Source organism: Siminovitchia sp. FSL W7-1587, from assembly GCF_037963795.1.
Taxonomy (GTDB): domain Bacteria; phylum Bacillota; class Bacilli; order Bacillales; family Bacillaceae_C; genus Siminovitchia; species Siminovitchia thermophila.
In genome coordinates this window covers 4,344,528-4,366,449 of record NZ_CP150169.1, presented here as the reverse complement: position 1 = coordinate 4,366,449, position 21,922 = coordinate 4,344,528, and the positions used below count along the sequence as shown (strand labels likewise).

Annotated in this window: 18 protein-coding genes; 1 reads left to right on the top strand and 17 read right to left on the bottom strand. The window is 43.5% G+C overall.

Annotated elements, in window-relative coordinates:
* Positions 1-32: 32 nt before the first annotated feature.
* The 13 genes from meaB to NST31_RS20445 all read right to left on the bottom strand — a co-directional run bounded on the left by meaB (position 33) and on the right by NST31_RS20445 (position 16,515).
* Positions 33-1,076 carry a methylmalonyl Co-A mutase-associated GTPase MeaB gene (meaB, locus tag NST31_RS20505; protein ID WP_083717466.1) on the bottom strand — a complete coding sequence of 348 codons (1,044 nt, stop codon included), beginning with the start codon at positions 1,074-1,076 and terminating at the stop codon, positions 33-35.
* Entirely contained in the window at positions 1,048-3,219 is a 2,172-nt protein-coding gene (scpA, locus tag NST31_RS20500) for a methylmalonyl-CoA mutase (protein WP_077111313.1), read from the bottom strand. The genes meaB and scpA overlap by 29 nt, the downstream gene beginning before the upstream one ends.
* Complete coding sequence (locus tag NST31_RS20495) at positions 3,212-5,065, bottom strand: methylmalonyl-CoA mutase family protein (RefSeq protein WP_339162949.1); 1,854 nt, start codon at positions 5,063-5,065, stop codon at positions 3,212-3,214. The genes scpA and NST31_RS20495 overlap by 8 nt, the downstream gene beginning before the upstream one ends.
* A gap of 293 nt (positions 5,066-5,358) precedes the next feature.
* Positions 5,359-5,748, bottom strand: coding sequence for a hypothetical protein (locus tag NST31_RS20490; RefSeq protein ID WP_339162947.1), 390 nt, complete (start codon positions 5,746-5,748; stop codon positions 5,359-5,361).
* 28 nt (positions 5,749-5,776) lie between these two features.
* Positions 5,777-5,986 carry a helix-turn-helix transcriptional regulator gene (locus NST31_RS20485; RefSeq protein WP_339162945.1) on the bottom strand — a complete coding sequence of 70 codons (210 nt, stop codon included), beginning with the start codon at positions 5,984-5,986 and terminating at the stop codon, positions 5,777-5,779.
* 218 nt (positions 5,987-6,204) lie between these two features.
* The gene (locus NST31_RS20480; RefSeq protein ID WP_339162943.1) at positions 6,205-7,875 is read right to left on the bottom strand and encodes an acyl-CoA dehydrogenase family protein; all 1,671 of its coding nucleotides are present in this window, start codon (positions 7,873-7,875) and stop codon (positions 6,205-6,207) included.
* 27 nt (positions 7,876-7,902) lie between these two features.
* Positions 7,903-9,423, bottom strand: a complete 1,521-nt coding sequence (locus tag NST31_RS20475) for a long-chain-fatty-acid--CoA ligase (RefSeq protein WP_339162941.1) — start codon at positions 9,421-9,423, stop codon at positions 7,903-7,905.
* Positions 9,420-9,809, bottom strand: a complete 390-nt coding sequence (locus tag NST31_RS20470; RefSeq protein ID WP_339162940.1) for a MerR family transcriptional regulator — start codon at positions 9,807-9,809, stop codon at positions 9,420-9,422. Before NST31_RS20470 ends, NST31_RS20475 begins: the two co-directional genes overlap by 4 nt.
* A gap of 647 nt (positions 9,810-10,456) precedes the next feature.
* On the bottom strand, positions 10,457-11,710 hold the full coding sequence (locus NST31_RS20465) for a dihydrolipoamide acetyltransferase family protein (protein ID WP_077111322.1): 1,254 nt from the start codon (positions 11,708-11,710) through the stop codon (positions 10,457-10,459).
* 204 nt (positions 11,711-11,914) lie between these two features.
* Positions 11,915-12,898: an alpha-ketoacid dehydrogenase subunit beta gene (locus NST31_RS20460; protein WP_339162938.1), complete on the bottom strand. Its 984-nt coding sequence runs from the start codon at positions 12,896-12,898 to the stop codon at positions 11,915-11,917.
* Positions 12,895-13,908, bottom strand: a complete 1,014-nt coding sequence (locus NST31_RS20455) for a thiamine pyrophosphate-dependent dehydrogenase E1 component subunit alpha (RefSeq protein ID WP_339162937.1) — start codon at positions 13,906-13,908, stop codon at positions 12,895-12,897. The genes NST31_RS20460 and NST31_RS20455 overlap by 4 nt, the downstream gene beginning before the upstream one ends.
* A gap of 21 nt (positions 13,909-13,929) precedes the next feature.
* Positions 13,930-15,354: a dihydrolipoyl dehydrogenase gene (lpdA, locus tag NST31_RS20450; protein ID WP_077111328.1), complete on the bottom strand. Its 1,425-nt coding sequence runs from the start codon at positions 15,352-15,354 to the stop codon at positions 13,930-13,932.
* Between the two features lie 63 nt (positions 15,355-15,417).
* Entirely contained in the window at positions 15,418-16,515 is a 1,098-nt protein-coding gene (locus tag NST31_RS20445) for a Glu/Leu/Phe/Val dehydrogenase (RefSeq protein ID WP_077111329.1), read from the bottom strand.
* Positions 16,516-16,687: 172 nt separating this feature from the next.
* Here NST31_RS20445 and NST31_RS20440 point away from each other — a divergent pair, with 172 nt between their 5' ends.
* Positions 16,688-16,924 carry a DUF2627 domain-containing protein gene (locus tag NST31_RS20440; protein ID WP_077111330.1) on the top strand — a complete coding sequence of 79 codons (237 nt, stop codon included), beginning with the start codon at positions 16,688-16,690 and terminating at the stop codon, positions 16,922-16,924.
* 54 nt (positions 16,925-16,978) lie between these two features.
* Here NST31_RS20440 and NST31_RS20435 read toward each other — a convergent pair whose 3' ends face one another.
* The 4 genes from NST31_RS20435 to recN all read right to left on the bottom strand — a co-directional run bounded on the left by NST31_RS20435 (position 16,979) and on the right by recN (position 21,919).
* Positions 16,979-17,710, bottom strand: a complete 732-nt coding sequence (locus NST31_RS20435; protein WP_077111331.1) for a glycerophosphodiester phosphodiesterase — start codon at positions 17,708-17,710, stop codon at positions 16,979-16,981.
* A gap of 64 nt (positions 17,711-17,774) precedes the next feature.
* Positions 17,775-18,563: a sporulation transcription factor Spo0A gene (gene spo0A / locus NST31_RS20430; protein ID WP_077111333.1), complete on the bottom strand. Its 789-nt coding sequence runs from the start codon at positions 18,561-18,563 to the stop codon at positions 17,775-17,777.
* Positions 18,564-18,831: 268 nt separating this feature from the next.
* Positions 18,832-20,124, bottom strand: a complete 1,293-nt coding sequence (gene spoIVB, locus NST31_RS20425; RefSeq protein WP_077111394.1) for a SpoIVB peptidase — start codon at positions 20,122-20,124, stop codon at positions 18,832-18,834.
* 121 nt (positions 20,125-20,245) lie between these two features.
* Complete coding sequence (recN, locus tag NST31_RS20420) at positions 20,246-21,919, bottom strand: DNA repair protein RecN (RefSeq protein WP_339162934.1); 1,674 nt, start codon at positions 21,917-21,919, stop codon at positions 20,246-20,248.
* Positions 21,920-21,922: the final 3 nt, after the last annotated feature.

Below are 21,922 nucleotides of genomic sequence, written 5' to 3'. Positions count from 1 at the left end.
TTTATTGAAGGAGCGAACAGTTGAAGCTTATCCTATTTTCCATTAAAAACAGTAAAAAGTTGATCGCAGGCTTTTTTAACCGTTATTTCTTCACTCATCACTTGATGCTCCATTTTTGGCAATAGTTTTTTTATCTCCGCATGCTCAAAGAAGAGCTTTTGCAGCCGTGCATCAATGAGCGAGTACAACCAGTCTTTTGCCTGCTTTTTTCGTCTGCTTTCAAAAACACCTGATGACTTCGTCTCTTTTGCAAATTGTTGAATGATCTCCCATACATCTTCCATTCCGGTCCCCTTTAATGAAGAACACGGAAGCGCCCGTGGAGTCCAGCCGTTGGTTGGAGATTGAACGAAGTGCAACATTTGCTTAAATTCTCTTGCTGTTTTCTTGGCAAGTTCCACATTATCCCCGTCCGCTTTATTGACTATAATAGCATCAACGAGTTCCATGATGCCTTTTTTCATACCTTGAAGCTCGTCTCCCGCCCCGGTAATCGCAAGCATCATGAAAAAATCAACCATTCCCCTTACAATTCCTTCACTTTGCCCGACACCGACCGTCTCAACCAGAATGACATCATACCCTGCCGCTTCACAGACAAGGATCGTTTCCCGAGTTTTACGGTGTACACCGCCAAGTGTGCCTTCGGAAGGCGAGGGGCGAATAAAAGCGTTGGGATGTTTGGACAGTTGTTCCATCCTTGTTTTATCCCCCAGAATGCTTCCTCCCCGGATCGCTGAGCTGGGATCAACCGCCAACACGGCTACACGATGGCCCAGCTCGCACAGCATGAGACCAAATGCTTCAATAAAAGTGCTTTTACCTGCCCCTGGCACACCCGTAATCCCGATTCTGATCGAATTTCCAGTATGGGGAAGCAAACGCTGGAGCAGTTCGCCAGCCGATCTTTCATGGCGGGGCGCATTGCTTTCAATTAACGTAATGGCCTTTGAAAGAAACATCCGGTCACGGTCAAGTACCTTGTTGCAGTACTCATCCACATTTGGTTCCAGTTGGCTTCGCTTGATAAATTTCCTATATTTCCGCTCATCCATCGATCTCGACCACTTCCTCATATCCAAGACGCCTGTAAATTTCCTCAATTACTTTTTGAGCGGCCACTGGTATGACCGTACCCGGTCCAAAAATCGCGGATGCCCCCTGCTTTTTGAGAAACTCGTAATCCCCTGGTGGAATGACTCCGCCAATGACAACAACGATATCCCCTCTCCCCAACTTATTTAATTCCTCTACCAGCTTGGGCAGAAGTGTTTTATGGCCGGCAGCCAATGAACTGACACCGATCACATGAACGTCGTTTTCTGCCGCTTGTTTGGCTGTTTCCTCCGGTGTTTGAAACAATGGTCCGATGTCTACATCAAAACCAAGGTCTGCAAAGGCGGTCGCGATCACTTTTGCCCCGCGGTCATGTCCGTCCTGCCCCATTTTGGCGATTAGTATGCGTGGTCTTCGCCCTTCATTTTCCAGGAATTCATCCGCCATCTTTTTGACGACCCTGATTTCTTCTTCATTAGAATAATGGGAGCTGTAAACGCCAGATACCGAGCGGATCACCGCTTTATGCCTGCCACATGCTTTTTCAATGGCTCCAGAGATTTCACCGAGGGTTGCTCTTGCCCGGGCGGCTTCCACGGCAAGCTCAAGCAAGTTGGCATCGTTTTTTTCCGCGCATTCGGTTAACATGCGTAAAGCCGCTTGGACTTTTTCTTCAGATCGATTTTGTTTTAACTGCTGAATGCGCTCAAGCTGTCTTCTTCGTACTTCTTCATTATCAATGTCCAATATGTCAATTTCTTCTTCTTCGTCGATTGGATAGTGGTTAACACCGATAATCGTTTCTTTCTTTGAATCGATATAGGCTTGCCTTCTTGCTGCGGCTTCTTCAATTCTCATTTTCGGAAGACCGGTCTCGATTGCTTTCGTCATGCCGCCCAAATCTTCTATCTCGTTGATATGTTGCCACGCCCGATCCATAAGCTCCTGGGTGAGAGATTCGACATAATAAGAACCGCCCCAAGGATCAATGACATTTGTAATACCCGTTTCCTCCTGCAAAAACAATTGCGTATTCCGGGCGATCCGCGCCGAAAAGTCTGTCGGCAAGGCGATTGCCTCATCAAGCGCATTTGTATGGAGGGATTGGGTATGCCCCATCACTGCTGCGTGAGCTTCAATTAACGTCCTGATGACATTGTTAAAAGGATCCTGCTCCGTTAGACTCCATCCGGACGTTTGACTGTGTGTCCTTAACGCCAATGATTTCGGATTTTTCGGTTGAAACGGACTCATAAGCTGGGCCCACATCGTTCTGGCGGCCCGCAACTTTGCCACTTCCATAAAATAATTCATCCCAATGCCCCAGAAAAACGAAAGGCGCGGTGCAAAGGAATCAATATCCAAGCCCGCTTGAAGGCCTGTTCTTACGTACTCCAAACCATCCGCAAGCGTATAGGCAAGTTCAATGTCCGCGGGAGCACCGGCTTCCTGCATATGGTAGCCGGAAATCGAGATGCTGTTGAATTTGGGCATATGCTTGGACGTATACTCAAAAATATCTCCGATAATTCTCATGGACATGTCGGGTGGATAAATATATGTGTTCCGCACCATATATTCTTTTAAAATATCATTTTGGATCGTTCCGGCAAGCTGCTCTTTTTTGACCCCCTGCTCCTCCGCCGTTACGATATAAAAAGCCATGATCGGCAAAACCGCACCGTTCATCGTCATCGATACCGACATTTGATCGAGCGGAATTCCGTCGAACAATATTTTCATATCAAGAATGGAATCAATGGCAACTCCCGCTTTTCCCACATCGCCTTCCACCCGTGGATGGTCTGAATCATATCCGCGGTGCGTCGCCAGATCAAAAGCCACCGACAAGCCTTTTTGACCCATCGCTAAATTCCGCCGGTAAAAGGCGTTGCTTTCTTCGGCGGTGGAAAATCCGGCATATTGCCTAACCGTCCAAGGGCGATTCACGTACATGGTTGGATAAGGTCCTCTTGTATAAGGAGCTATCCCGGGCATCGTGTCCACAAATCGCAATCCGGCCAGATCCTCTTTTGTATATAAAGGCTTCACTTTAATATGCTCATTTGTTTCAAAAGCATTTTCAATACTGAATGTTTCAGCCGTAGTATTTTCATATTGAAATATTGGCTGAATGGTTTGGAATTCCGGTTTTTTATCCATTGATCTCATCCTCCCAGCTGCTGAGGAGCCCGGACAGTTTTTCGTACATATTTTGGCCCGAATAAAGGGTTCCGTCCAATCCGAGTGCTGCCAGTTCTTCATTTGCATAACGCCCTGCTATGTCTACGTGGACACCCGGAATGTGCTCCTTCAACCAATGCGCTATTTGGGCGGCCAATCGCTGATACATGGCGTCCGACCCACAAAGACAGTAGTATTTATACTGTTTCTTTTTAATAAAGGCCTTCATATCGTCAAGCGAATGACAGTCATTGCTCCATTGCGCCCGGATGCCGGCTGCGGCAAGCACCCCGTCTGCAAAATCGGCACGCGGCTTATATTCTTTTAATGGCCCCAGACCTATAAGGCCCACTTCAGGTAAAAAGCCTTTGTTGGCCAGATTTTTCGTCCTTTTTCTTATATTTTCAAAGCTTTGGGAAAGCCGCAGTCTTGGCAGTGGTTCCACACGCATGGAGTCGCAATCCGTTCCAAGATTTTTTCGCGAAAGCGGTTCTTCCACATTTTCAGTACTAACGGCATATACATTTACGCCAATGATGGATTGTTTCCGGGTCTCCGAATCTTTTAGTCTTTGATGTGCCGTTTCTTTTATTTGTTTTTGTAGCCAGCCTGATTGTAGAGACTCCGTGATGTCTCCGTTTTTATCAATCTCCAAAAAGAAAGCCCAGCCTTTTTCAACCAAACCCTTTGTTAACGACTCGATATAATAGGAGCCTCCTGAAGGATCAGCCACTTTATCCAGATAAGATTCATGTTTCAGCAGTAATTGCGTATTTCTGGCTATTCTCTCCGAAAAGCTGTTCCATTCGGCTGTCACATAGTCAAAAGGAGCGACATGCAAAAAGTCAACGCCCCCAACGACCGCCGAAAACGCTTCACTACCGGCCCGGAGCATATTCACATACGGATCAATGGCAGACTTCGTGAACTCCGAGGTTTCGGCGCTGACAAGAACCTTATTCTGATCATTTGACATTCCATATGCACCCGAAAGCGTTTTCCATAACATCCGAAATGCGCGGAGTTTCGCGATTTCTATAAAAAATTGGCTGCCAATGGCAAAGTTAAAGAGCAATTTACTAGCTGTTTTTTCCGGCGGCCAGCCAATCTCTTTCATCTTTTCTAGATAAAATACAGCAGTTGCCAAAGCAGTCCCCAATTCCTGAACCGCGTTCCCGCCGCCCGCATTGTATGGTTCCACATCAACCAAGATCGTTTTTATTTCAGGGTATTGTTCATCCAGTTCTTGAACAGCAGACAGCCAGCTATCTATTTCTTCTCCCTGCATATCGACTAATCGGCCTGCCTGAAGGTGGGAACTGATTATATCAGTGGCTACAGCCCCGTAAATCCCGCCCCCCTTATATTCCAAAAGCTTTCTGGCAATCAAAGGATAGTTTGATTTTGACAAAACAAATAAAGGTGCTTGATGTAAAGCAACAATGTCATTTAATGCTGTAAAACTGAGTTCTTCCATATTGTTTAATTGATCCGGATCAAAAGAAATCGTATCCTGTCCACGTTGACGCGCCAAACCGATTTGTTTTTTCAACTCATTCCAATCGGAATGAGCGATTCTTTGGGAGATGCGCCATCTTTGGCGCTCTGCGGCATGAAATCCCCGCACATAAGAACCTTCGCCCGGATATTGATCTACGCATACAGCATCTGCTTTGGTGTACAAGGGATTCAATGTAATGCCTTCATACGTTTTTTTGTAAAGATGGCCGATCGTATCTTTTTTAAGTGATTTTTTGGCCGCTTCCACCCATTCTTCCCGGCCGGCTTTTTGAAATCTCGTATTTCTTGCCTGTTCCGTATTCATGCAGCTCTTCCTTTCCCATGCCATCATTGATTACGCCAGAAAATCATGTTGTATACTATCTATATTAGTATAATTGACACAATCAGACAACTCGCTCATTTTGTTATATAACAGATTTTTGAAGCAATCACGTTATTGTTTGCAAAACATGATACTGTGGCTTGATAGATTTTATGATATGGGGAAGGATGCACGAATTCTTTAAAATGATTTCGCCTTTTCGAAAAGGCCTTCGACTTCAATTATGCTTCAGTCAACTTTTTCCGTTTTTAATGATGCTTTCCTATTGCCAGTTACGATCTTTTGATGAAAAAAACCCCAATCGCTGTAACCCAAATATATGAAAAGAATATGATCCATAAGTAAAAAATGGAAACCGATTCATTGCCTAAAAGGGTGAGAACTGCCACAGCTATAAATATAATAGTTAGGGCAATGTGTGACGCATATGAAAAAAACCGGAAAACATTGTGAATAACCCGTTCATCTGCTTCAGGAAGGTTATTTTTTTTGCTCCTTTGCTTCACCACTTGGATCACTGTTAAAATGATCGCTGCTATGAAACCACCTGTAAACACTTCATAAGGAAATTCTCCCTGAAAATAATAAAAAAGAAACGAGCTGAGAACAGCACCTGTAAATGTACAAACAATGATAAAAAATGGGGTCCACTTTTCTAACAACGCCCCCCATTTTTTCTATCTTTTACATTCATTCGTCATCCTCCTCCAAAATAAAGATTTCTTCAATGGGCATATTAAAATAGGCGATTATTTTTAACGCTAACCCTAAACTGGGATTATACTTGTTTTTTTCAATAGCATTTATTGTTTGACGTGTCACTTGTAAATCTTCCGCCATTTTCATTTGAGTGATGCCTTTTTTTTGGCGAATTTCTCGAATATGATTTATCACCCTCATGATCAATCCCCCATCGGAATGTAAAGTTATCTTTACATTCGCAATAGCAAAAAACCAAGTCAGTGTAAAGATACCTTTACATTCACTTGGTCTTTTCATGGGATTGCCGTACGCTTTACCGATACTTGCAAGCTTGAAGTTGTTCTCCATTATAGAATAGGGTCAACGGGAGTCTAAAATATCTCCATTTCCGTTTTGAATGGATTCCCCTGCTGCCGCTACAAAGCAATCACTTCCTGAAACTTTGCCAATTCAACAGGGTTTTGCTGAAATTCATCTTGCTTCCATACGGAACGCAAGTAAATCTCTAAAATGGCTTCTTGCCGCTCATCTCCTTGAGCACAGGATTCGAGGGCTATGACACTTTCAAAAAGAATAGCCATCCTTTCCGCCAATGCTTTGCAATAAAATGTTTGTAAATCGCTATTAAGCTCTCTTACCTGTTCAACTTTTTTTAATAAGTCTTCTATTTGTCTTTCCATTAACGGAATCCAAGTGGCTATTGGGTGGACGATTTTCTTTTTAATGTCCGACAACTTCCTTCTCATTTCTCCCGCAAATATTTGATCAGCCTCATATTTCATGATTAAACGCAACACTTCAAGTCCAAGGATGTTTGCAGTACCTTCCCAAACAGTCAACACCTGTGCGTCACGTAGCAGCCTCGGTGTTACGAAGTCTTCAATATACCCATTTCCACCGTGTATTTCAATGGCTTCATGTGCAAAGCGGATCGCCTGTTCAGCTGTTTCCTTTTTCATAATAGCCACATATAATCGGAATAATATTTTGTCTCTTTGCGAAGCCTGATCTTTTGTTTCCAGTCCCATCACGACATCCATACGCTTGATTACTTCAAAAATAGCCTGTAATTCTATCTCTTGCTTAGCAGTCATTTGACTTAGCGTACATTGGATCATAGGATATGAGGTTAAACGGTTGCCAAACGCCTCCCGCCTGTATGCATAATTTTTTGCTTCCCGCAACGCCCGGCGCATGATTCCGACAGACGCAACAGCGTTGGACACCCTCGAAAGATTCAAGGCTTCGATCATATAAGAAAACCCTTTATCTTCTTTCCCGACTAAATAGCCGATCGCTTTATTAAATTCCACCTCCCCCGAAGGGACTGCCCTTACCCCAAGCTTATCTTTTAAACGGCGGATTCTTAGCCGCCCTTGGGCTCTATTTTCTTCCCAAGGAATTAGGAACAGGCTTAATCCTTTCGTTCCGGCCGGCGTACCGTCCAATCGGCCTAATACCATCGCAATTCCGCACACACCGGCATTGCTTGCAAAATACTTTTCTCCGGTAATGAGATAAGAATCACCGGCTTTCACCGCTTTCAATTCGTTTGCGCCCACATCAGACCCACCTTGACGCTCTGTTAAAAAAGTCGCCCCTTCATACAACTCCACTTCGCCGGTTGAAATGACATGCGGTAAATAGGTTGATTTCAATGGTTCCGAAGCATAATGGTCGATCAAATATGCGGTGGCTTTTGTAAGAGTCACAGGGCAGGCCAAACCCGGTTCAGCTTGTGAAAGTAAGTATTTCAGCGCATAGGAATAGCCGTAATTTCCCTTTATTCCTAATTCCGGAATCTCTTTGTGGATATAGCCGACAACGCCGGTACGATACGTCTCTTCAACAGATTTTTTATATCCTTCATTCAGCCAAACCTTTGAAGCTTCATTTCCCATTTTGTCATAATTAATCAGTTTTGGCGCCCCATCCCGGTCGGAATGAATAGCCCGGATATCAATGCTTCCGGCACATAAAGCACCGTAATCTTCTAATTCCTTGTCTGCCCAATGAAAAAAATCAGGTGGCAGTAAACTCTTTAACAGCCTCTTTAAAATGGGATCTTCTTTGTAAAAATTTTCCATTAGCCCACCCCCATGGTGAATTATTGATTACAAGCTTTTTTCATACGTCTCCCGAAGTTGTTTCTTTAATAACTTGCCAGTAGCGTTTCTTGGTAGCGCTTCCAATAATTCATATCGTTTTGGAATTTTATAGTCGGCTATTTTTCCTTGTAAAAATTCCGTGCACTCAGCGGCTAAATCGGCAAAAGGTTCCTTGGCAACAATGAATGCCTTAACGGTTTCGCCCCAGTCTGGATTGGGTACCCCCACGACAGCGACATCAGCCACTTTCGGATGGATGATCAGTATTTTTTCTATTTCCTGCGGATATATATTGACACCGCCAGAAATAATGATATCTTTTTTACGGTCGATCACCCAATAAAAGCCGTCATCATCCTGCTTTGCCATATCACCTGTATAGAGCCATCCATCCTTTACAACCTCTCTCGTTTTTCCCTCATCTTCGTAGTACCCCTTCATAGTTCCTGCCCCGCGAAGAATGATTTCACCAACTTCACCTCGTTGAACATCTTTCCCCTGATCATCCACCAAACGGATTTCACAATGTAACGCAGCTCTTTTGCCAATGCTTCCCGACTTTCTCTTATGATCATCTAATCCTAAAATTGTCCCATTGGGCCCCGCCTCGGTCAGACCGTATACACAAGTGAAATTCTCCGTGCCAAATTGAGCTTGGACACGGGCTATCTCTTTCTCGGACAATGGTGCTCCGCCGTATACCCAATATTGCATCGATGAAAGATCATACTTATATATTTCTGGATGCCTTGAACTGGCAAGATATGCAATAGGTGCGCCAAAAAAATGCGTTGTCTGCTCACGCTGAACGGTTTCCAGCAATAATTCCGGTGTAAACGATGGAACGAGTACATGTGTGGCACCCACATACGTCCCCGCCATAAGAAATAAATGGAGCGGGGCTGAATGGCTTAACGGCATCATGTGAAGAATTCTGCTTTCTGGCTTTAAGCACATTTCCACACTGATAGTGACAGCAACCGTCAAGATGTTGCGATAAGTAAAAAGCACTCCTTTTGGTTCCCCGGTTGTTCCAGATGTATACAGTATGGATGCTTCATCATCTTCCGACAAACCGCATTCGATATCATCAGGTGACCCTTCGGCAATCAGCGAGTCCAAAGATAGCCAGCCACCAACCGTCTCACCTGTTTTTATGCATAAAAGGCCTGTTTCCTCCGGGAGCCCGCTTACCTGTTCAAAAAGCATATGATGTGTGATAAAAACACTCGCTTCGCAATGCCCCAATATATAATCGATTTCCCGGCGAACAAGCTTTGGATGAACGGGAACGGTAATCGCGCCAATTCGCTGGACAGCAAAATATGCATATAAAAACTCTTTCACGTTCGGCAAATGCAAGATGACTTTATCGCCCGGTTTAACCCCGATATTTCGCAAACTATGGGCGAGCTGATTCACCTGGCGGTTCCATTCCGAATATGTAATTCGTTCTTCAGGTGTTACGATCCCTTCGTGATTCGGATACTTTCCTGACATAACCGCCAGCAAATTGGGTATATTCATCTTACGCTGCACTCCAATTCTTTTAATTTTTTTTGAAACATCACAAGCAATTGCTCCATTTCCCCACGAATTTCTTCCAGCTCTGCTATTCGTTCATTCACCTCCATGATTTTTTCCTCGCCATACTCGATCGTTCGTTTCAACTGTTTTTTTCCAGTTCGATCTATTTGGAATAATTCAAGCATTTCGCGAATTTCATCCAGTTGAAAGCCATATTTTTTCCCGCGAAATATAAGCTGCAGGCGTATTTTCTCTCTTTTTGAAAAAATCCGCCGCCCGTTCTCCCTTCTTTTTGGTGCAAGCAAACCGATCTCTTCATAGTAACGTATCGTTCTGGTCGAAATATTAAATTGTTTGGCAAGCTCCGAAATAGAATATGTTTCCATATCCCCCACCTTTGCAAGAAATTCTAATAGTAACATTGTAGCATTGACGTTAACGTAAACATCAACCTATATTTTGTTTTTTCCGAAAAAATAAGCTCAATAGAAGAGGCTAGGACACAACTAAATCAGCTGATGAAAAAACGAACCATAAAGTGAAACTTCATTCAGTAGGCGTTTTCTTCCATCTGTATCTCCTACTGAATGTTAGTTGAACCAATCGGGCATTTAGGTGCCGTTTTCTCACACTTGGACCTTTTGTATTCACTTAAGATTTTGAAGTAGTGTATATGGCACCTTACATGCCGGATAAATGGTCCCTGTGTATAATGCGCAAGCTTTTAGCGTCCTCAACATATGTAGAATAGCTCGAGCTGAAGATCCCGCAGGAAAAGCGACCTTTGCTTTCCAAGGATGTTGAAGAGACCTGCGGAAAGCGAAATATGTTGACGTAGCGATAATAGGAATTTTTTTACACTATAAGAGAGTATAAAATGTTTATGATTTATAGTATAAGAAAAACGATGGCTTTCGCTAAAAGCTTGGCGACAAGCCAAGTTTTTCTCAACACAAATAAACCGAACAATTATAAATGAATTGTTCGGCTTTTGCTATTTCGTATTTGCTTATGTCCCAAACTCGAAAAATCTTTAATATACTGAAGTATTTTCTTTCGACATATTTTCCAAAATTTCCTTAACACGCTTTAAAAAACGGCCGCAAACGAGCCCGTCAAGAATCCGGTGATCCAGTGACAAACACATATTGACCATGTCACGGATAGCAATGGCATTGTTGCTTATGACAATCGGCCGCTTTACAATCGATTCAATCTGCAAGATCGCTGCCTGCGGATAATTAATGATCCCCATAGACTGGACAGAGCCGAATGACCCTGTATTATTCACTGTAAAAGTGCCGCCTTCCACATCTTCTTTTTGTAAGGCGCCGGTTCTCGCTTTGACAGCCAGCTCATGAATCTCTTTGGCAATTCCTTTAATTGATTGTTCGTCTGCATGTTTTATGACCGGGACAAATAACGAATCTTCACTTGCGACAGCAATGGAAAGATTGATGTCTTTTTTCTGGACGATTTTGTCTCCGGCCCACATGGAATTCATCATTGGAAACTCTTTTAACGCTTGGGCAACAGCTTTGACAAAAAACGCAAAATAAGTAAGGTTGAATCCTTCCTGGCGTTTAAAATCTTCTTTTATAGCGTCCCTGTACTTGACAAGATCTGTTACATCCGCCTCGATCATCATCCAGGCATGCGGAATTTCTTGCTTGCTGCGCACCATATTTGCGGCAATCGCCTTTCTAATGCCGGTAACAGGAATGTCAACATCCCCAGTGGAATGCGGTATTGCGGTTTTTTGCAAGAAAGGCTCTTTTGTCGCTTCTCCGCTTTTTGGAATGTTGCCGGAATCGATCAATCTTTGCAAGTCCTTGCGGGTAATCCTGCCGTCTCTACCGCTTCCTGTCACTTGGGACAAATCAATGTTATATTCCTGGGACATCCGGACAACTGCAGGAGAATAACGCGCTTTGGCTCTTTGCTTTTTCGGTTTCTTTTCGTCCGCAGTGTTTTGAGGAGAGGAAGTGTCTTGCTTGGCAACAGAAGGTGCACTTTCGGCCTCTGGCTTGTTTTTAGCGCCTCCACCTTCTGTTTCAATTGTGCATATAACTTCCCCGACAGCAAGTGTTTCATCTTCCTCGGCAATCAGTTCTTTAATCGTTCCTGTAAACGAAGAAGGGATTTCGGCATTCACTTTATCTGTCAATACTTCAGCAATCGGATCATATTTATTGACGTGATCCCCCGGTTTGACGAGCCATTTGCTGATTGTTCCTTCAGTGACGCTTTCACCCAACTGCGGCATTGTAATATTTTTCAAAGCCAAAATGAACCAGCTCCCTTTATGCTTGATTTTCGAGTCAAGCCCCAACCAATTTCCGCATCGGCATCATTACCGTCCGGATTTTGAATTTGTTTGACAATAAGCCCGGTGAAAAATGTGCAACATCCGCCGGAAGCTTAATAGTATTTCTCTGCTAAGTAGCGGCCCTCCCCCATTAAAAATGGTAGGGGCTACTATATTGAATACTTAAAAATCTGCAAGCTCCCGCATCGCTTTTTCGACTTTGTCAGGGTTGACCATAAAATACTTTTCCATTGTCGGCGCGTAAGGCATAGCTGGAACATCCGGGCCAGCAAGCCTCTTTATTGGAGCATCCAGATCAAAAAGACAATGCTCGGAGATAATTGCTGCCACTTCGCTCATGATGCTGCCTTCTTTATTATCTTCCGTTACAAGCAGAACTTTTCCCGTTTTGGATGCAGCATCAATAATGGCTTGCTTATCTAGCGGATAAACTGTTCGCAAATCCAAAATATGAGTTTCAATACCGTCTTGCACCAAACGTTCGGCAGCCTGAAGCGCAAAATGGACACATAATCCGTATGTGATGACCGTAATGTCATCTCCTTCACGTTTCACATCTGCTTTTCCGATAGGCACGATGTACTCCTCTTCCGGCACATGCCCTTTAATGAGCCTGTATGCCCGTTTATGTTCAAAAAACAGCACCGGATCCTCGTCGCGGATGGCTGCCTTCAACAAACCTTTCACATCATATGGGGTTGAAGGCATGACGATCTTCAAGCCAGGCTGATTCGCAAAAATGGCTTCCACCGATTGGGAATGATAAAGCGCGCCGTGCACTCCCCCTCCGTATGGAGCGCGAATGACAATCGGACAGTTCCAATCATTGTTCGATCTGTACCTGATACGGGCGGCTTCGGATATAATTTGATTGATGGCAGGCATAATAAAATCAGCGAACTGCATCTCCGCAACCGGCCTGTATCCGTACATGGCAGCACCGATCCCGACGCCGGCAATCGCTGATTCGGCAAGGGGCGTATCAATGACCCGTTCTTCTCCGAACTGCTCATACAACCCTTGGGTTGCTTTAAACACCCCGCCCTTTCTCCCGACATCTTCACCAAGCACGAATACTTTATCGTCCCGCTCCATCTCTTCTTTCAGCGCCATCGTAACTGCTTCAATATAAGAGATTACCGTCATAAAAGTTCCCCCTGCTCCCCTTCGTAATACACATACTTCAAGGCGTGTTCCGGGGCTGCATACGGAGCTTCTTCCGCATAATCCGTCGCCTCGTTCACCTGTTTCATGACCCGATCGTTGATTTCTTTTTCCATTTCATCTGTCATGACGCCACTTTCTTTTAAGTAAGCTCCAAACAAAATAATCGGGTCTTGGCTTTTCGCCTTTGCGACCTCGTCTGGAGACCGATAAAAGCGATCATCATCATCTGATGAATGTGCAGTAAGCCTGTTGCACATCGTTTCAATCAATGTCGGGCCTTCTCCTCTCATGCACCGTTCTCTCGCTTCCTTGATAACCTTGTACACTTCAAGAGGGTCATTGCCATCAACTGTGATTCCCGGCATGCCGTATCCAACTGCGCGATCCGATACTTTTTCACAAGCGAGCTGTTTTTCAACCGGAACTGAAATGGCATATTTGTTGTTTTCACACATGAAAATAACAGGGAGTTTATGAACCCCTGCGAAATTGGCTCCTTCATGGAAATCACCTTGGTTTGATGAGCCTTCTCCAAACGTAACAAAAGCAACAAGATCTTTTTTCTCCATACGCGCAGCAAGCGCCACGCCAACAGCGTGGGGAACTTGTGTTGTAACAGGCGACGATCCTGTCACGATCCTGTTTTTCTTTTGCCCAAAATGTCCGGGCATTTGCCGTCCTCCCGAATTGGGATCTTCCGCTTTGGCAAAAGCGGAAAGGAGTACTTCCTTTGGTGTCATGCCAAATGATAATACGGCGGCAAGATCCCGATAGTAAGGAAGTATGTAATCTTGCTGACGATCAAGCGCGAAAGCCGCCCCCACTTGAGCCGCTTCCTGGCCTTGGCATGAAATGACGAACGGAATCTTTCCGGAACGATTCAAGAGCCACATCCGCTCATCAATCCGCCGGGCGAGCACCATTACCTCATACATGTTCAATACTTCCTGATCACTTAATCCGAGTTCTTTATGACGATTTTTTGCCATTTATTTTCCCCCCCGTGTAATTTATGAATGGATAGCCTGTCCGTCAACAGCAAGGGCGGCTTCTCCGATCGCTTCGCTTAATGACGGGTGTGGATGGATGGAGTTTGCGACCTCCCATGGCGTTGCATCCAGGATTCGCGCAAGCCCGGCTTCCGATATCATATCCGTTGCATGAGGGCCAATGATATGTATTCCCAAAATATCATTCGTCTTTACGTCGGCGATTATTTTTACAAATCCGTCCGTGTCGCCATACACAAGTGCCTTTCCAATTGCTTTGAATGAAACATTTCCTGTTTTGACTTGATGTCCCAGCTCCTTGGCCTCTTCTTCCGTTAAGCCGACACTTGCTATTTCCGGATTGCTGTAAACACATCTCGGCACGTCTTTATATTGAATAGGTGATGGGTCTTGGCGCGTAATATGCTCGACAGCCTTTATTCCCTCATAAGAAGCCACATGAGCAAGCTGGAGCCCCCCAATCACATCTCCAATCGCATAAATATGCGATTCCTTCGTTTGGTAGTTTTTATTCACTTTAATAAATCCGTTGTCAAGCTCGATATCTGTATTTTGCAGACCGAGATTTTCCGTATTTGGCCGGCGTCCTACGGAAACGAGTATTTTTTCGGCCGCAAAAGTCTGCTCCTCTCCCTTGACAATGGCAGAAATGGCGATCGAACCATTCATTTTTTGTATTGTTTCAGGAAGGACCTTGGCATTGGCAACTACCTTGACCTTCTTTTTCTTTAAAATTCTTTGCATTTCTTTGGAAATATCACGATCCTCATTAGGCAAAATGCGGTCTGCATATTCCATAATGGTTACTCCCAACCCAAAATCCGATAGCATGGAAGCCCATTCGATTCCGAGCACTCCTCCGCCAATAATTAAAACAGACTTTGGAAGCTGCTTTAATTCCAGTGCTTCATCAGACGTTAAAACAGATGTACCGTCGATGTCCAGCCCCGGCAAAGATTTTGGTCGCGACCCGGAGGCAATGATGACATTTTTCGGAATAAGCATTTCATTTTCTTCACCACTGTCCATTTCCACTGAAACAGTGCCCGGCAGTGGAGAAAAAATGGAAGGGCCCAAAATTCTGCCGATACCATGATAAACATCAATTTTTCCCTTTTTCATTAAATGCTGCACACCTTTGTACAGCGTGGCGATAATACCATTTTTTCTTTCTTGCGCTTTTGCAAAATTCAAATGGACACTTTCAGCAGTTACGCCAAAGTCCTCACTTCGTTTAGCTGTTGCATATACTTCTGCGGTGCGAAGCAGCGCTTTACTCGGAATGCAACCTTTATGCAAACATGTGCCGCCGATCCGGTCTTTTTCCACAAGTGCCGTTTTGAGACCCAACTGTGAAGCGCGGATGGCAGCAACATATCCCCCTGTACCCCCGCCGATAATAACGAGGTCATACTCTTTTGCCATTTCTTACCTCCTCATACCCCATTTTCAGACATGACACTCATAACTTTTCCTAAAAAAACTTGTCTAAATCCGGTGATGGAGAATGTGCTTATCATTTAATAAAAACTGACTTCTGGAATTTTTTAGCTTTTCTATTCTTTCTTCTGCCATGCGATCAGCCGCCATATATGTAGGGATGTTATCCCGTTTTGAGATCATGATCACTTTCTCAACATTGTTGTATATCGTTTCCACCTTCTTTAACGCCCGCTCTTTATTATATCCGTAAAGTTCATCCGCCACATTAATGACCCCACCGGCGTTAATGACATAATCAGGGGCGTAAACGATCCCCTTTTCATGTATGATGTCGCCGTGCCTATTTTCTTTTAACTGATTGTTTGCGGAACCAGCAATGACTTTTACCTTTAATTGCGGGATTGTATCATCATTAATCACGGCTCCAAGGGCACAAGGAGAAAAAATGTCTGCCTCTACTCCATAGATATCACTCGGATCAGCAGTATTTGCGTCAAAAGCTTCTACTGCGCGATTTACAGCCTCCTTATTAATATCCGTCACAACAAGACGGGCACCTTCTTCGTGCAAGTAACGGCATAGCTCAAAGGCAACATTGCCGACACCTTGGACAGCCACTGTTCGGCCCTCTAACGAATCTGTTCCAAATGCCTCTTTGGCAGCTGCTTTCATTCCGACATAGCAGCCATAGGCGGTGACCGGGGACGGATTTCCGGACGAACCGAATGCCGGAGAAATTCCGGTAACAAAATTCGTTTCTTCATGGATGAGATCCATATCTTGGACAGATGTTCCAACGTCTTCTGCCGTGATATAGCGCCCGTTTAATCCTTGTATGTATCGCCCAAAAGCCCTGAACATCTCTTCATTTTTGTCTTTTTTCGGATCACCCATGATCACAGCTTTTCCGCCACCCAAGCTTAAGCCGGCTGCTGCATTTTTATAAGTCATTCCCCTTGCGAGCCGCAATGCATCCTGAATGGCCGCTTCTTCACTATCGTATGTCCACATTCTTGTGCCGCCAAGGGCGGGACCCAAAGTAGTGTCATGAATAGCTATAATGGCCTTTAACCCAGACTGCTCATCATGGCAAAATACCAATTGTTCATAGTCATGCTCTGCCAGGTTTTGAAATATGTTCACCGGACAACCCCCCACTTTCTTATTTATGAAGTTGCTTATTGAAGCCGTCTGCCGACTGTACTGGAAATATGAATGAGACTTATCATCATTGATTGTAACGAAAAGCTCGGTGCTTGACAAATGTTACCGATAGGATATGATTTTTTTGAAGTATTTTTTCAAGGAGATGTATATGGCACGAATTATTGCACTTATTATATTATTGCTCCCAGGGATTTTGGCTGGCTATGGCATCAAATTGATGAGGGATATGCTGTTCGGAATTTTACAGTCTCCTTTTCCGAGTTTGGGGATTCAATTTCTTGCCGGGCTTGTTTTTTTTATTGTCGGCTTAGGTTTTATAGGAGGTTTTATTTTACATCGGGACCGAAAAAGAAATAAGGTACAGGAACGCTTCAAAAAAAGATAACCTATACAGCTGGCAACTTTACCTAATAAAAGATCTGCAGTATATGCAGACCTTTTATGGGTATTGATTCCTGATTCGATATGCCTTTTTCGGATAATCTGTTATAATGGCCGAACAATTGATGGCAAATAGCTTTCTCATATCTTTTTCTTTATTGACCGTGTAAGGCCGAACCGCAATCCCGCAATCCATGGCTGCCTCTATGTCTTCAGGGGAAATGCATTTGAAATTTGGATGAATGCCGCTTGCCTGGAGCGTCCGGGCATAATCCCACGGTCGAAAAAGAACTTCTTTATACAGCGGAGCCGTTTGGATATCAGGCGCCAATTGGATACAATGAACGAGTGAATTGTGGTTAAAGGAAGAAATGATGACCCGCCCTTCCAAGCAAAATTCCCTGATAAGACTAATCACCTTTTCTTCCAAACCTTTATAAGCCTTTACGTTATTTTTCAACTCCACATTGCATATAAGGCCATTCCCTTCCAGCCATTCAAACACTTCCCGCAAAGAAGGAATGCGTGCGGCTTTTTTAAAAAAATGGGTAGAATGAAAATTCGCTTTTAATTTCCGGAGCTGTTCAAAAGTAAAATCTTTTACATAGCCACTGCCATTTGTCGTTCTGTCGACAGTTAGATCATGTATGACGACAATTTCTCCATCCGCCGCCAGTTGGACATCCAATTCAATCCCGTCTGCTCCCGCCTTTTCCGCGGCAATAAAAGCTTCCATCGTATTTTCCGGGTGAGTGCCCGCAGATCCTCGATGTGCTAGTATGTATGTCATCTGCTTACCACCTCAAAGGGTCTACACCCTAATGATTTTTTAAAATGTTATAAAGAAGAAATAATTATGACGCCTTATGTTCAAGCCTTAGCTTGTCGGCAACCATCGCGATAAATTCACTATTGGTAGGCTTGGCTTTGGACATGCTGATCGTATAGCCAAACAGGGATGAAATGGCATCAATATTCCCGCGGCTCCATGCCACTTCAATTGCATGGCGAATCGCTCTTTCAACACGGCTTGCTGTCGTATTGTATTTTTTGGCGATATCTGGATAAAGCACTTTTGTAATGGCCCCAAGCAATTCAATATCATGATATACCATTGATATTGCTTCCCTTAAATACAAATAGCCTTTGATATGGGCGGGAACACCGATTTCATGAATAACGGATGTAATGCTTGCTTCAAGGTTTTTCGCTTTATCCTCGCCTTGCTTCTTTGTGTGGGTGGTGGCGGATTTTACGGCTCGTGTGCCTTTCCCGCTCACATTGCGTATATGGTTCACCAGATATTCCATATCAAACGGTTTTAAAATGAAGTAAGATGCACCGAGTTCCACTGCTTTTGTTGTTACATCTTCCTGCCCAAATGCCGTCAACATAATAACATTCGGAAACGGAATTGTTTCAGACTCCCTAATTCTTTCCAATACGCCAAGACCATCCAAATGAGGCATAATAATATCCAAAATCAACACATCGACATCAACTTTCTCCAGCAAGTTCAGGCATTCTTGCCCATTATGCGCAGTTCCGACAATCTCGATGTCACTTTGGGTGGACATGTACTCCACAAGCAAAGAAATTAATTCGCGGTTATCATCTACAAGTGCGACTTTTATTTTCTTCAATTTTAGTTCCTCCCTAAGTCTCAAACGGATTTATTTATAAATTTATTCTAACAGACAATTACGCCAAGAAAAGGTAAAATCCTTTTTATATTTCAAAAATAAGAGAAAAAGACAAAGAAAGCTGATATTTGCTATTTTCTTCCACCTATTTCGTCATAAACCAACATTATTTGCATAAAAAACAGGGCTGTCCAGAAAGTCAGTGAAAACTGATTTTCTGTGATAGCCCTTTTACATACAAAAAAATGGGGGCTATGCATATGCCCCCTTAACCAGCTTTTTCCATTTTTTCTTGACCTTCTTCATAAATGTTAATGCCCGCTTCATGCAGCATCCATTCAATATGGACACCATAGCCGGAAGTCGGATCATTTACAAATACATGAGTTACTGCGCCGATCAGCTTGTTGTTTTGGATGATCGGACTCCCGCTCATCCCCTGAACGATTCCACCTGTTTTATTCAGCAGATCTTTATCTGTTACTTTAATGACCATTCCCTTTGTTGCCGGGAATTTTTGTGGAATCGTACTGACAATTTCAATGTCGTACGCTTTTACTTCATTCCCGTCTGTAACAGTTAAAATCTTGGCCGGTCCTTCCTGTACTTGATGGGCCAGCCCAATGGAGAGCGGCGTGTCCATGACGCCGTTTTTAATGTCTTTTTTTAGCGTTCCAAATATGCCGAACGGACTGTTTAAGGTGATGTTTCCAATGATTTCTTTATTGCCGGAAAAACGAGCCAGTTTTTCTCCGGGATCTCCATGTTTTCCTTTTTCAATGGAAGTTACCGTTGATTCAACAATTTGACCGTCTTCTACAATAATGGGCTTTTTCGTGTCCATATCCGATATAACATGGCCGAGGGCACCGTATTTTTTCGAATTTGGATCATAAAAAGTCATTGTTCCAATGCCTGCAGCGGAGTCTCTGATATACAAACCCAATTTAAAGACCTGTTCCTTTTCGTCTTTTATCGGGACAAGTTTTGTCTCAAATTGTTCCTGTTCTCGGCGAATCGTCATATTAAGCGGCTTTCCATTCTCGCCGGCATTTTCCACATAACGGGCCACTTCGTTCATGCTTTTAATTTTGTTTCCGTCAATCGCAGTGATCATATCGCCTACCTTGATGCCGGCCTCTTCCCCAGGAGAAAATTTCCCGTCATTGTTGGTGACAAGGTGATGTCCGACAACGAGGACACCCAGCGTATTCATTTTGACGCCAATGGACTGCCCGCCCGGGAGTACTTTGAACTGTTTCAATACATTCACGTTTACCTTTTTCATGGGCAAACCCGCAAGCTGAAGGATCATTTCATCTTTTCCGCTGTTTTCCCCTTTTAGGGATACAGCCTCATCTTGATCCTCAAGCGTAAACGTGTCTACCGCATCAGCTGAAGCTGCAACAGCACCCGACTTTGGAAATGCCTGCTTATCCCCTTCGAACATCGTGATACTTAGAGGTATGTGAACATATTGTTGAAACGGCTTGGAAAAGCCAATCATGATTAGAGATACAAGGAGAATTACACCTGTTATTTTTCTTAAGCGCTCTTTCATCAGTTTCTTTTTCACTCTCCTCGCCTTCTAGTCCACAGTTATAATGTGACCTCCAGAACGTGCATTTATAACTGGGGGCGAGAAAAAAAGATGTCCAATGAAGGATAGCTTTTCATTTTTTTTAAGGCTTTTTTATGGTATAGGCAGATTGAAGCAATTCTTTGGCATGCCTTTTTGTAATGTCAGTTATCTCGGTTCCAGAAATCATGCGGCCAATTTCTTTTATTTTTTCTTTTTCAGTCAAGTTTTTAATCGTTGTTCGTGTTCTTTTATGAATGATCTCTTTGGCAATAAGCATATGATGATCCGCCATTGCAGCAACTTGCGGTAAATGGGAAATACAAAGGACTTGGGAATTAACGGATATTTTGTACATTTTCTCTGCCATTGCTTGCGCGACCCGGCCACTTACACCCGTATCCACTTCATCGAATATGACGGAAGTGACTCTTGTCGAAAATATCGTCTTGAGCGCCAGCATAATGCGCGACAGTTCTCCACCGGAAGCGACTTTGGACAAAGGCTTTAACGGCTCTCCGGGGTTGGTTGAAATGTAAAATTGAATGTTGTCCAACCCGTTTCCACTTGGGAGCTGTTCGTTAAAAGTAACCTCAAAAACGGTCTTGTCCATGTACAGTTCTTTTAATTCTCGATGAATGGCATTTGTTAATTTGTTTGCCCATTTTTTCCGGATTTTAGTCAAATGATTGCCTATATCCATCAGTTGTTTTTTCAACTTGTCCAGCTGCTTTTGTAACTCTTCGAGGCGGCTTTCCTTATTGAGAATCGATTCGGCTTCTTCCTTAATCTTCTCATAATAATCCAAAATTTGTTCTACTGTATAACCGTATTTCCTTTTTAACTGGTTGATTTCATTCAAGCGCGACTCAATTTCATTTAATCGCATTGGATCGTATTCAAGCATATCAAGCTCAGTTCTAATGGTTAAAACAGCATCTTCCAACATATAATAACTGTTCGACACTGACTCTTTGATGGATTGGTATTTGCTGTCAACTTCAGCCGCTGTTTCCAGCATGCTCATAGCACGGCCTATAGAGTCAAGGCCGCGTTGATCTCCCTGAAGCTGTTCGTATCCGTCTTTTAAAGAGCCAAACAATTTTTCGAAATTAACGAGCCGCTTTCTTTCTTCTTCAAGCAGGTCATCTTCATTCATTTTAAGGTTTGCCTTTTCAATTTCCCGCATTTGAAATTGCAGTAAATCGAGACGATGGGCCATTTGCTGCTCCGTTTTGCTTAGCTCTTTGATTTTATTTTGTACTTCCAAGTATTTTTCATAAACATTTGTGTAACGCTCCCGGGCAGGAACGATTTCTTTTTTTCCATATTGATCCAAAAGCAATACATGTAAGGCATCATTCATTAATTCCTGATGCTCATGCTGTCCATGGATATCGATGAGCGAGCTGCCGATCTCACGCATTGTAGCGATCGTGACGAGCTTTCCATTCACCCGGCAAACGCTTTTACCGGTGTTTGAAATCTCCCGGCGCAAAACGACCATTCCTTCTTCTACATCAATTCCATATTCAGACGCTTTTTTAATACAGGAATGTTCATCATGTATAAAAAACAAGCCTTCTATTTCCGCTTTTTTTTCACCATGCCGCACAAACTCCGCTGATCCCCGCCCGCCAACCAATAAATGGACCGCATCAATAATAATCGATTTTCCTGCCCCCGTTTCTCCGGTTAAGACAGTTAACCCTTCCGAAAAAGAAATCGATATTTTATCAATGATGGCAAAGTTTCTAATCGACAATTCCTGTAACAAAGA

Bases quoted from the DNA above. Each gene is read 5' to 3' on its own strand.
- NST31_RS20455 (WP_339162937.1), bottom strand. From the start codon at position 13,908: ATGGCAAAAAATCGTCATAAAGAACTCGGATTAAGTGATCAGGAAGTA.
- NST31_RS20495 (WP_339162949.1), bottom strand. From the start codon at position 5,065: ATGAATACGGAACAGGCAAGAAATACGAGATTTCAAAAAGCCGGCCGG.
- NST31_RS20460 (WP_339162938.1), bottom strand. From the start codon at position 12,898: ATGACGGTAATCTCTTATATTGAAGCAGTTACGATGGCGCTGAAAGAA.
- NST31_RS20435 (WP_077111331.1), bottom strand. From the start codon at position 17,710: ATGACATACATACTAGCACATCGAGGATCTGCGGGCACTCACCCGGAA.
- NST31_RS20475 (WP_339162941.1), bottom strand. From the start codon at position 9,423: ATGAATATACCCAATTTGCTGGCGGTTATGTCAGGAAAGTATCCGAAT.
- spoIVB (WP_077111394.1), bottom strand. From the start codon at position 20,124: ATGAAAGAGCGCTTAAGAAAAATAACAGGTGTAATTCTCCTTGTATCT.
- lpdA (WP_077111328.1), bottom strand. From the start codon at position 15,354: ATGGCAAAAGAGTATGACCTCGTTATTATCGGCGGGGGTACAGGGGGA.
- NST31_RS20485 (WP_339162945.1), bottom strand. From the start codon at position 5,986: ATGAGGGTGATAAATCATATTCGAGAAATTCGCCAAAAAAAAGGCATC.
- scpA (WP_077111313.1), bottom strand. From the start codon at position 3,219: ATGGATAAAAAACCGGAATTCCAAACCATTCAGCCAATATTTCAATAT.
- NST31_RS20440 (WP_077111330.1), top strand. From the start codon at position 16,688: ATGGCACGAATTATTGCACTTATTATATTATTGCTCCCAGGGATTTTG.
- meaB (WP_083717466.1), bottom strand. From the start codon at position 1,076: ATGAGGAAGTGGTCGAGATCGATGGATGAGCGGAAATATAGGAAATTT.
- NST31_RS20480 (WP_339162943.1), bottom strand. From the start codon at position 7,875: ATGGAAAATTTTTACAAAGAAGATCCCATTTTAAAGAGGCTGTTAAAG.
- NST31_RS20470 (WP_339162940.1), bottom strand. From the start codon at position 9,809: ATGGAAACATATTCTATTTCGGAGCTTGCCAAACAATTTAATATTTCG.